Source organism: Bacillus sp. HMA207, assembly GCF_003402455.1.
GTDB classification, from domain to species: Bacteria; Bacillota; Bacilli; order Bacillales; family Bacillaceae_G; genus Bacillus_A; species Bacillus_A cereus.
In genome coordinates, this window is sequence record NZ_BEZT01000001.1 from 198,406 (window position 1) to 209,974 (window position 11,569).

Genomic DNA, 11,569 nt, shown 5'->3' on the forward strand with positions numbered 1-11,569 from the left:
CCCCCTTTATTAATACATAAAACGATTGTGAAAACGTAGACGATCAAAAGCTTGAATAGAATCCGTATCAACGCGTTTACCGATGCGGACCATTAAACAGTTGGCAGGATGTGAACAAATTTCAGGATCGTCTGTAGCCATCCATTGTAACCCGCCAGCATTCATCATCTTCTCCATTACTTTTCGGTATTCCCACACATTCAATCCTGTTTGTTTCAAATCCCAGTGCCAATAATATTCAGTCGTCAATATAATGTAATCTTCCATATAATCGTCCATCATAGAAACCTCTAGTAAGTTCTTTCCGACAGAACTCCCGCGGAAGGCTGGGACTACTTCAATTGCCCCAAGCTCAATTAAGTTTTCCATTTTTCCTTCTGACCATCGTTCAAGTGGATCAGGATACAAGTATGTAACATATCCAACAATTGTTTGGTCATGTCTAGCAATAATGAGACGAGCTTCTGGTAATTTAGAAATTTCGACAATTGCTTTATATTGTTGCTCGGCAGGACGAAACGCAATTAAGTCTGGATGAAACTCATACATTTCTAAGTTATGTGTAGAGACAGGACCTTCAATAATTAAAGTGCCTTTCGCTGTTTTTAAGTTTCTAGCATTATATATTTTTTTATGAATCAATGTATTGCTCACCACCTTGAGGGTTTGTGAATCTATTAATATCGTACTTTATAATATATGCGATGTGAATCGAAATTTGTCATTAAAAATTTGTCTAAAAATCAACAAATATACTGAAAATTTTAAATAATGTCATTATAATAGATAATAGAATACATAGGAGGGGGATGTAAAGTATGAAAGTAGAAACGCTTCCTGTCATTAAAGGAGAAAATAATTTGCCGAATTATGATGAGGCATACGCGAATTTTAACTGGGAAGAGGTTAATAAAAACTTTACTTGGAATGAAACAGGCCGAGTAAATATGGCGTATGAGGCAATTGATAAGCATGCGAAATCCGATCGAAAGAATAAAGTAGCTCTTTATTATCAAGATGGATCGCGAAAAGAGAAATATACATTTAAGGAAATGAAGGATTTTTCTAATAAAGCAGGAAACGTCCTTAAGAATTATGGCGATGTAGAAAAAGGCGATCGCGTTTTTATTTTTATGCCACGTTCTCCAGAGTTATATTTCGCACTTTTAGGTGCAGTGAAATTAGGAGCAATTGTTGGACCGCTATTTGAAGCATTTATGGAAGGCGCAGTTCGCGATCGCTTAGAAGATAGCGAAGCAAAGGTGTTAATTACAACGCCTGAATTGTTAGAGCGCGTACCATTAAATGATTTACCGGCTTTAAAAACAGTTTTCCTTGTTGGAGATAATGTAGAAGAAGGCGGTAAAACGGTAGCGTTCAATCCGTTATTTGAACAAGCTTCAAAAGAATTACATATTGAATGGTTAGGCCGTGAAGACGGTTTGATTCTACATTACACGTCTGGCTCTACTGGTAAGCCAAAAGGTGTGCTTCATGCGCAAAACGCAATGGTTCAGCACTATCAAACGGCGAAGTGGGTATTAGATTTAAAAGAAGACGATGTATATTGGTGTACTGCTGACCCGGGCTGGGTAACTGGAACAGCTTACGGTATTTTCGCACCGTGGTTAGTTGGAGCGTCAAATGTTATTTTAGGTGGACGCTTTAGTCCAGAAGCTTGGTATGAAGCACTGCAAGATTACGGTGTGACGGTTTGGTACAGCGCACCAACAGCATTCCGTATGTTAATGGGAGCTGGACAAGACGCAATTAAAAAATATGACTTATCACAAGTTCGTCACGTATTAAGCGTTGGTGAGCCGTTAAATCCAGAAGTAATTCGCTGGGGTATGAATGCATTTGGACTTCGTATTCATGATACGTGGTGGATGACAGAAACAGGTGGACAAGTAATTTGTAACTACCCTTGTATGGAAATCCGTCCAGGTTCAATGGGTAAACCAATTCCAGGTGTGAAAGCAGCGATTGTTGATAATGAAGGAAATGAAGTGCCTCCTTACACAATGGGTAACTTAGCAATTGCGAAAGGTTGGCCATCTATGATGCGCGGGATCTGGAATAACCAGCAAAAATATGAATCTTATTTCATGCCGGGAGATTGGTACGTATCAGGTGACTCTGCCTATATGGATGAAGATGGATACTTCTGGTTCCAAGGACGTATTGACGATGTAATTATGACGTCAGGTGAGCGCGTTGGTCCGTTTGAAGTAGAAAGTAAATTAATCGAGCATGCTGCTGTTGCAGAAGCTGGTGTAATTGGTATTCCTGATCCGGTGCGTGGCGAAATTATTAAAGCATTTATCGCACTTCGAGCAGGATACGAACCATCTGATGAATTAAAAGAAGAAATTCGTCAATTTGTAAAGAAAGGCCTAGCAGCTCATGCAGCGCCACGACAAATTGAATTTAGAGATAAATTACCGAAAACGAGAAGTGGTAAAATTATGCGACGCGTATTAAAAGCGTGGGAGCTGAATTTACCAACAGGTGACTTATCAACGATGGAAGATTAAGAGAGAAAGGTCTGAACGAAAAATGTTCAGGCCTTTCTTTTTTATGATATCATTAACTTGTATATATAAGTTAAAGGGGATAGTATGATGAAAACAGAAAAGGAAAAGATGATACTAGGAGAAATGTACATACCGGCTGATCCAGTTTTAGTACAAGAAAGAGAGCAAGCACGTATATTAACGAGAAAATTAAATGATACGCCAGAAGAGCAATTAAAAGAGCGTAGCGAAATCGTAAAAGAATTATTCGGAACGACAGGAGATAATATTCATCTTGAATCTTCTTTTAGGTGTGATTACGGCTATAACATTCATGTCGGTGAAAATTTTTACGCGAACTTTGACTGTACCATTTTAGACGTATGCCCGGTAACAATCGGAGTGAACTGTATGTTAGCTCCAGGTGTTCACATTTATACAGCAACGCACCCACTTGATCCGGTAGAGCGTATAAGCGGATCAGAATACGGAAAACCAGTTACAATTGGCGATAACGTATGGATTGGCGGAAGAGCAATTATTAATCCCGGTGTATCAATTGGAGACAATGCGGTAATCGCATCTGGTGCTGTCGTAACGAAAGATGTGCCTAATAATGTAGTAGTTGGCGGGAATCCTGCAAAGATTATAAAAAACTAAAATAATATTTGAACGAAGTGCCTTCCTCGTCTGTATACAGTTATAAAAGAATAGATGAGGGAGGCTTTTATATGTCTAATAAATTACTTCTTGCGACGTTGTAAAGGATTGGCAAGGAGGGAAACCTGACCTCTATTTGACATGCCTATATAAATGATGGTATAAAGAAAAGTATATGAATAATTGAGCGTGGAAAGGGAGAAGTAGTGATCATTTCCCTGTTTTAGAGAGCTGATGGCCGGTGAAAATCAGCACATAGATGATCGCGAATTACGCCCCTAGAGCATCTTTTTTCGATTGAATTATATTCAAAAGGGAAAAGACGGTGCTAAGCCGTTATGTAAATAAGGTGGTAGGCTTTTTTTGCCTGCAACTAGGGTGGTAACGCGATAATCAAAATCGTCCCTTATTTGAAGGGGCGATTTTTTTATGTTTTCAACCTTCACGCCAGTAATGAACTTAAAGGAGAGTATGTAGGATATGGGTATTTTACAAGATCTTGAATTTCGCGGTCTAATTAATCAGCAAACAGATGCTGAGGGACTTGAGCAATTATTAGAAAAAGAAAGCGTTAAATTATACTGTGGTTTCGATCCGACAGCAGATAGCTTACACATTGGTCATATGTTACCAGTATTAATGTTACGTCGTTTCCAATTAGCTGGTCACCAACCAATCGCACTTGTTGGCGGTGGTACTGGTATGATCGGTGATCCAAGTGGTAAAAAAGCAGAGCGTACATTAAATACGAAAGATACAGTTGCTTACTACACAGAAAGCATTAAAAACCAACTTTCAAACTTCTTAGAGTTTGAAAACGTGGACAACCCAGCAACGATGGCTAACAACTACGACTGGCTTGGTAGCTTAGATGTAATTTCATTTTTACGCGATATTGGTAAAAACTTCGGTTTAAACTATATGTTAGCAAAAGATACGGTAGCATCTCGTTTAGAAACTGGTATTTCATTCACTGAGTTCAGTTACATGATTTTACAATCATACGACTTCTTAAACTTATACCAACAACATAATTGCCGTCTGCAAATCGGTGGTAGTGACCAATGGGGTAACATTACAGCTGGTCTTGAATTAATCCGTAAATCAGAAGAAGATGCGAAAGCATTCGGTTTAACAATTCCACTTGTTACTAAATCTGACGGTACGAAGTTTGGTAAAACAGAAGGCGGCGCAATTTGGTTAGACCCAGAGAAAACAACTCCTTACGAGTTCTACCAATTCTGGATTAACACAGATGACCGCGACGTTGTTAAATACTTAAAATACTTCACATTCTTATCTCATGAAGAAATTCTTGAGCTTGAGAAGCAAGTAGCTGAAGCGCCAGAAAAACGTGCAGCACAAAAAGCATTAGGTGCAGAAATGACAAAACTTGTTCATGGTGAAGAAGCATTAGAGCAAGCGATTAAAATTTCAGCTGCATTATTCAGCGGTTCTGTAGCAGAACTAACTGCAAGCGAAATCGAACAAGGATTCAAAGACGTACCATCTGTAGAACGTACTGCAGAAGATACAGTATTAATCGACTTACTTGTAGAAAGCAAAATCTCTCCATCAAAACGTCAAGCACGTGAAGATGTAACGAACGGCGCAATCTACGTAAACGGTGAGCGTACACAAGCATTAGACTACGTTGTAACAGAAAACGATCGCATCGAAGGTAAATTCACAATCATTCGCCGCGGTAAAAAGAAATATTTCTTAATTCGTTACTAATAAATAAAAAGCTTTGAGGAAATTCCTCAAAGCTTTTTTGTTTTAATCTCCTTTTCGAGTTCATACGGAAATCACATGTAAGCGGTATGATAAACGTATAACAATTAGAAAGGAGTGGTAAAACAAAATGTCACTAGAAGCGCTCATTATTTTTTCTTTGCTAAACGCGGGTCAACTTGCAGAGAATTCGAAGGTTGATATACATAAAGAGCAGAAAGATGCTTATGTATATGTTCAAAAAGAGGAAAATAAATAACTTTATTTTATATATACGAAAAAAGAGGGTATCCCAGAAGGTCTTTAAAATGACCCTTTGGAGATATCTTTTTTGTTATTCATGTATTACTTTTAATGAAATTTGTCCTTTGGGGAGGATAGGTAGCGTAGGGGCATTTCTATCGTTAGACAACATTTTTAAAAATAAAGGGGGTGAAATGTCTACGAAAATCTATAAATTATTACATAATAAAAGCCACAAATCATATGAGTGTGACTTAAATGTTTTTATTCAGCCTCGAAGCGTAAAGTGATGAAAACTCAAATGAAACCATAAGATATCTAGCAGGATTTATTTTCCTAGATTTGAAATTGTTATATCAATTTTGTTTCTTTTTGCAGTGTTTAAAGCGTTGCTTAGTAAATCTAAAAAAGTTGTACCTGTTGGAGTAGCGTGATAATTGGCTAAACTAGTTGTTTTATTAGGAATTTTATTTCCCCAAGGTGGCTGTTTTTCCATGTGCTCAATATCCCAGATAACTTCTGTAGGAGGTAATTCACTTAAAATTTTTCTTATCTCTTCTACATTTTGAAGTGCTTCTTCTGTGTCCTCCCAACGTAACTTGTCGAAATATAAATTCTTCATTAATAGTGGGTACTTAGTGCCCCAACCTTCAGACTCTGTATGATAAGACATGGTTGAAAAAAGCTATGTAAAAAATCAGGGTGTCCTGTTTCATAGAAAAATATATCTACTTTAAATCCTACTGCCATTAATATCAATCCTCGCGCTTAAATATTACGTTTTTGATGAATAATTACATAAATCAATAAAAAGAAGAACGTTTATTCTCACTACAAGGCGTTCTTCTTTTTTTGTTTTATTCGTCGTCTTCAAAATCGCGTAAGCTATCTAGCAATTCTGTAAAAGATGAACAAACAGGGTAAATTGCTTCTTCCATCTCTTCTTCCTCATGATCCCAAAATACAACGGTTGGGGCTTCGGGGTTATTTCGGTAATCAAAGCATAGAAGGTTACCAAACGGGTCTCTAGCAAAAGGGTATACTTTATCAACTAATCTATCTTTTATACCTTCATAGTTTTGGACAATCGAATATTTATCTTCTATATGAAGAGTTAAGAGGTCACTGAATACATTTTCATCTTGTCCTGGTACATCAAATACTTTTGGGTTAGGGTATCCCCCGTCATATTTCTTCACGCACGCAACAAAATCGTTGGGTAATTTAATATTAAAATATTGTTCTGCCTTTTGGATTTCTTCGTCTGTAACTGGTGTTTTACTCATAAAGGACCATGTAATATTGTTCATTTTTGCCACTCCTTATTTATCGCTATCTTTTCCCAAAATTCTATAGCCACCTGTATGGCCAGTATCGTGATGTATCTGATAATCTACAAGTTGCATTCTACCAGTATCTTGATGGTGATGCCATGTGTAATGCTTTGGTGTTTCACCTTGTTTAAACATTTGAATTTCTTCTTTCGTAAATCTTGAAGCTAAATCAGGGTCTTTTATTATTTGTTCGTATAATGCTTTACTACATTTTCTAAAATGTGTTGTTCTAGATTTTTTTAAGTCTGCCTCTTTTAGGATTACCTCACCCTTAGATTTAAAAATAGGGAACCCATCTGCATCATACGGAATACCTGTAACAGGGTGTTTGTCTCCTGCCAACTCACCTTTTCTTAATCTTATTGTCTTAGGGCCATTTGGACCTTCATAAGTATATGGAGCTGCTTTCTGCAAATACTGTTGGATACTTCCAACTCCTGCATATGAGAAAGAATTTCCAGGTTTTAATTCATAGTTGTTTAATATATGCAATGCATTTCTGTATGCAGGGGGATTAGTTATAAGGGATTTCCCTTTAATAAGACTTGTCATAGCAGATGCTTTACCTACTTGTCCAATTTTATCTAGACCTTTGCTACCAATAAACCCTGTGAGTAGCGAGGTGACTACATAAGCTGCATAATGTTCCCTACTTTCCATATCCCCATTCCATAATTCGTTCATGAATGAATCGGACAGGGCATTCCATGCCGCAGGTAGGGTTTCTTTATAATTTACGATTGCATCTTTCATGTTTAACCAGGTCTCTTTATCTCCCAAAGCAACAAATCCGTCCCATGCGTCTACAACGCCATCTACTACACCAGTGGAAATACCAGTCCAGGCATCGCTCAAATCCTTTTTATTTCTATCCTAAAAGGATTGTTCTGATTGTGGTGGGATTTTGCCACACATTGCACCTTCTTCGATTGAATTATCAGCCTGACGATTCCTATCTTCTGCAATCGCTTGAATTGAAGTCGCCCACTCCATATTTAATCCTTGTGTACTAAATGTACCACTTGCTGGACTAAAACCTTTCCCACTTTGAACTTCAGCAAGCCCCGTCGCAATGCTAGCGGCTAATTGAATTGCTGTATTATAGTTATTACTAGATGTTTGGTTGAACTGATACAAATGATCTAACTTTTCTTAAAGTTTGCGCCTCATGGCAATGAAAAGATTTACCATAGCGTCCATGCCCGAAATTGGCATAGTTTGATGGAGGGCTTCTGTACTTGCTATCATTCGGTCAATTTCTCGAATTTGTTCTAATATTTCTTGTTCAATAACATCTGTTGAAGCTACCTGTGATTGAAATTGACTTGGAAAGGCATCGTTCTGACGAATTAATTCCTCACATAAGTAAATGATTCCTTGTGCCAAAGGACGAAAGGTTTGTAAGAAATATGCTTTTGCACTGCTATATGTTTGTCCTTGTAGAACAGTATCCAATGCAAAAGCATCAATAGAATGAATAATTTGTTCCATACCTTGAATAGTAGTGGTACAGAAAGAGTTCATACTTTCTGTTTGAGCTTGTACGTCACCGAGATACATATTTAAAGACATGAACTTTCCCTCCCCCTTACAAAAAATACCAATTCAAGGAAGAGGTTGTAAATATAATGTTCTGATTATTCCGAAAACAAAAACTTGTTCATTAAGTTTTTTAATCTCATTCGGATGCTCGGGTGATGAAGAGGTTTTTAAGGTTGAATGTAAATAGAAAAAGGGAAGATATAGATTATGTACACATAAATACGTTGTAAAAATCATGTTAAAAAAAGAAAGTATAGCAAAGAAAAATGAGTTATGGGGTAGAATGTAGTGTTTTTAAGTGTTAGAAGAAGGTAAGCTGGCTAAATTCAGAAATGATAATTCTAATGTTGTATTAGCATTGAAAAGAAATACTAACATTAGAACAAATAGGACAGTATAAAATGAATTAGATAATGAAGAAAGCCGCTCGTTTTTTCGGGGCGGCTTATTCTTTACATGTTTTAGTTTTCTTCTTCTTTGTAATTTAATGCAATCTCTACTATTTCTTCCGGTGTTAAATCCCTAAAATCCCAAAAGATTATATCACTTGGAGCGGGATGAGGTACACCGCTATTATTAAATTGGTTTACGTATTCATTAAGTTCTTCTTCAGGTAATTTAGGATTACAAATCTTTGTTACAAGTTCAATAAGTTCTTCTTTTGTCATTTTGAGTGTCATACTAACCATCCTTTCATAATCATTAACCTTTTTTACCGAAATGATATGAACGATCTAAAACATTTTGATGCATTTTAGGAGAAACAATTATTAAGTTATCGAGATTGTACACATCTCCACCCTGGTGAATTGGTTGTTTATGGTGCAAAATATATTGATTGTGCTGACCATACTTCTCAGATAATGGAGCGAATGGAGCTTTACCCTCTTTCATAAGGTTTATATTTCTTTGGTTAAATTCTGTCGCATAGTCTGAATCAGCAACTGTTTTCCAAAACTCTTTTCTAAAATCATCAAAGGAGTTGAAATTTTTTCCAATTAGCTTATTTCGAATTTCTTGTGGAATAACACCAATTGAACCTTTATTATACATTAGTTTCTTTTGAGTCCCTAAACTTCGTTCAAGATTAAAACTTGAAGTTACTGTTCCTGGAGAATTTCTTTTTTGTGCACTTGAAATCGTAGTCTTTGCAAAATTATAGTAGGCTTGATTCAATTCGCTTTGAGGTATCTTGGTTATGATAGTTCCACCAGAGAAAGCATAAGAAACATCTTTCTTAAAAGATTGTAAAATCTCAGATGCGTGCTTCATTTCTTTTATTAGTGTTACTCCTTTTGTTAATGTACTTGCTCCACTTGATGCTTTTACTCCTTTTATAACAAGTCCTGCTCTACCTAATCCCTTGTCGGCGATTAGACCAATACCTATTTGGGTTAATGCATAAGTAATCCATTGCGTACGGCTCTCTGCATCTCCATTTATCATATCTCGTTTCACGGTACTTGAAAATGTATGCCACATATTTTTCGCCGTTTCATCCAAATGTAAAATCGCATATGTAACATTAATAAAAGTTTCTATATCCATATTCCTTATATTCATATTACTTAAAGTTTCCATGGACTTGATTGCATCTTCAACAGATTTCCCTGTTCCGATTACAGTACCATTCCATATCTTTTTTACTGTTTCGAACATTTTAACTACACTGTTTACCTTATCGCCCCAAGCTTTTTTAATCGCAGATGTTTTTTCTAGCCTACCGCACATTTCTCCATCTTTAATTAAATGATCAGCTTTTCGTTTTTTTTCTTCTGTAATTGCTTGAATAGGACCCGTCCACTCCATATTCAACCCTTGCGTACTAAATGTACCACTTGCAGGACTAAAACCTTTTCCACTTTGGACTTCGGCGAGACCCGTCGCAATGCTAGCAGCTAATTGAATCGCTGTATTATAGTTATCACTAGATGTTTGATTAAATTCATATAGGTGCTCTAGCTTTTCTTGAAGTTTACGCCTCATGTCAGCAAATAGATTTACTATAGCATCCATGCCCGAGATAGGCATAGCTTGATTGATTGCTTCCGTACTTGCTATCATTCGGTCAATTTCTCGAATTTGTTCTAATATCTCCTGTTCGATAACATCTGTAGAAGCGACCTGTGATTGAAAGTCTCTTGGAAAAGCATCATTTTGACGGATTAATTCTTCGCATAAGTAAATGATTCCTTGTGCTAACGGACGAAAGGTTTGTAAGAAATATGCTTTTGCACTGCTATATGTTTGTCCTTGTAGAACAGTATCCAATGCAAAAGCATCAATAGAATGAATAATTTGTTCCATACCTTGAATAGTAGTGGTACAGAAAGAGTTCATACTTTCTGTTTGAGCTTGTACTTCACCGAGATACATATTTAAAGACATGAACTTTCCCTCCTCTTACAAGAAAATAATACCAATTTAAGGAAGGGGTTGTAAATGTAATGTTCTGATAATTCGGCGGTTAAAGAGATACTTGTTCATTAAGTTTTTTTAATCTTATTCAGATGCTCGGGTGATGAAGAGGTTTTTAAGTTGAATGTAAATAGAAAAAGGGAAGGTATAGATTATGTACAAATAAATACGTTGTAAAAATCATGTTAACAAAAGGAGAGTACAGCAAAGAAAAATGAGTTGTGGGGTAGAATGTAGTGTTTTTTTAGTGTTAGAAGAAGGGGGGAGGTTTTTATTAATGTGGATAAAAAATGGATGAAATTCTAGAGAGAGGGTTAAGTTTTATTTTGTTACATTGTTTTGTTTTTATACATATAATCGGCTATATTCAATAAAAAAAGCCCAGGCCCCTTGATAAACAAGGTTCCTAAGGCTTTTAATAATACTCTTTGCAGAGTACCGAGATTAACGAGAGTAGAACTCTACGATTAATGCTTCGTTGATTTCAGCTGGTAACTCAGAACGCTCAGCGTGACGAGTGTAAGTAGCTTCTAATTTGTCAGCATCGAAAGTTAAGTATTCTGGTACGAAGTTGTTAACTTCGATCGCTTCTTTAACAACAACAAGGCTGTTAGATTTTTCGCGAACGCTGATAGTTTGACCAGGTTTTACACGGTAAGATGGGATATCTACGCGAGCGCCATCAACCATGATGTGACCGTGGTTTACTAATTGGCGAGCTGCACGACGAGTGCGAGCTAAGCCCATACGGTAAACTAAGTTGTCAAGACGAGCTTCAAGAAGGATCATGAAGTTTTCGCCGTGCTTACCAGGCATTTTACCTGCTTGGTCAAATGTGCGACGGAATTGACGCTCAGTCATGCCGTACATGTGACGAAGTTTTTGTTTCTCTTGTAATTGTAAACCGTATTCTGAAAGTTTCTTACGTTGGTTAGGACCGTGAGGACCTGGTGCGTAAGGGCGTTTTTCTAATTCTTTTCCTGTGCCGCTTAGAGAGATTCCAAGACGACGAGACAGTTTCCAAGCTGGACCTGTATAACGAGCCATAGTTGACTCCTCCTTTAAAAATGTTTTTATTTACGTAAAATAAAAACAGACGTAATCGATATTTACGGGCATTTT

The 11,569-nt window shown here is 36.8% G+C and carries 9 protein-coding genes, 2 pseudogenes and 1 other annotated feature; of the genes and pseudogenes, 4 read left to right on the forward strand and 7 right to left on the reverse strand.

The window, feature by feature from the left end:
* Nucleotides 1-9: 9 nt before the first annotated feature.
* Entirely contained in the window at nucleotides 10-642 is a 633-nt protein-coding gene (gene acuA, locus HMAS_RS01195) for an acetoin utilization protein acetyltransferase AcuA (protein WP_000581388.1), read from the reverse strand.
* A gap of 176 nt (nucleotides 643-818) precedes the next feature.
* Between acuA and acsA the strand changes: the two genes are divergently transcribed.
* From acsA to HMAS_RS01215, 4 genes are all read left to right on the forward strand, one after another.
* Nucleotides 819-2,537, forward strand: coding sequence for an acetate--CoA ligase (acsA, locus tag HMAS_RS01200; RefSeq protein ID WP_000862049.1), 1,719 nt, complete (start codon nucleotides 819-821; stop codon nucleotides 2,535-2,537).
* Nucleotides 2,538-2,621: 84 nt separating this feature from the next.
* Nucleotides 2,622-3,176 carry a maltose acetyltransferase domain-containing protein gene (locus tag HMAS_RS01205; RefSeq protein ID WP_116344674.1) on the forward strand — a complete coding sequence of 185 codons (555 nt, stop codon included), beginning with the start codon at nucleotides 2,622-2,624 and terminating at the stop codon, nucleotides 3,174-3,176.
* A gap of 181 nt (nucleotides 3,177-3,357) precedes the next feature.
* Nucleotides 3,358-3,586: a binding site (T-box leader), on the forward strand.
* A 70-nt stretch (nucleotides 3,587-3,656) separates the two neighbouring features.
* Nucleotides 3,657-4,913, forward strand: a complete 1,257-nt coding sequence (tyrS, locus tag HMAS_RS01210; protein WP_000512086.1) for a tyrosine--tRNA ligase — start codon at nucleotides 3,657-3,659, stop codon at nucleotides 4,911-4,913.
* Nucleotides 4,914-5,040: 127 nt separating this feature from the next.
* A complete protein-coding gene (locus HMAS_RS01215) occupies nucleotides 5,041-5,169 on the forward strand; it encodes a hypothetical protein (RefSeq protein ID WP_000050940.1) in 129 nt (42 codons plus the stop codon).
* Between the two features lie 312 nt (nucleotides 5,170-5,481).
* Here HMAS_RS01215 and HMAS_RS01225 read toward each other — a convergent pair.
* The 6 genes and pseudogenes from HMAS_RS01225 to rpsD form a co-directional block, all read right to left on the reverse strand.
* Nucleotides 5,482-5,903 (reverse strand): annotated as a pseudogene (locus HMAS_RS01225) (immunity 70 family protein).
* A gap of 107 nt (nucleotides 5,904-6,010) precedes the next feature.
* On the reverse strand, nucleotides 6,011-6,463 hold the full coding sequence (locus HMAS_RS01230) for an SMI1/KNR4 family protein (RefSeq protein WP_001060036.1): 453 nt from the start codon (nucleotides 6,461-6,463) through the stop codon (nucleotides 6,011-6,013).
* A 12-nt stretch (nucleotides 6,464-6,475) separates the two neighbouring features.
* Nucleotides 6,476-8,059, reverse strand: a pseudogene (locus HMAS_RS01235) (HNH endonuclease).
* A gap of 431 nt (nucleotides 8,060-8,490) precedes the next feature.
* Nucleotides 8,491-8,709 carry a bacteriocin immunity protein gene (locus HMAS_RS01240; RefSeq protein ID WP_000172895.1) on the reverse strand — a complete coding sequence of 73 codons (219 nt, stop codon included), beginning with the start codon at nucleotides 8,707-8,709 and terminating at the stop codon, nucleotides 8,491-8,493.
* A 22-nt stretch (nucleotides 8,710-8,731) separates the two neighbouring features.
* Nucleotides 8,732-10,417, reverse strand: a complete 1,686-nt coding sequence (locus HMAS_RS01245; protein ID WP_116344675.1) for a T7SS effector LXG polymorphic toxin — start codon at nucleotides 10,415-10,417, stop codon at nucleotides 8,732-8,734.
* Between the two features lie 474 nt (nucleotides 10,418-10,891).
* A complete protein-coding gene (rpsD, locus tag HMAS_RS01250) occupies nucleotides 10,892-11,494 on the reverse strand; it encodes a 30S ribosomal protein S4 (RefSeq protein ID WP_000135317.1) in 603 nt (200 codons plus the stop codon).
* Nucleotides 11,495-11,569 lie beyond the last annotated feature (75 nt).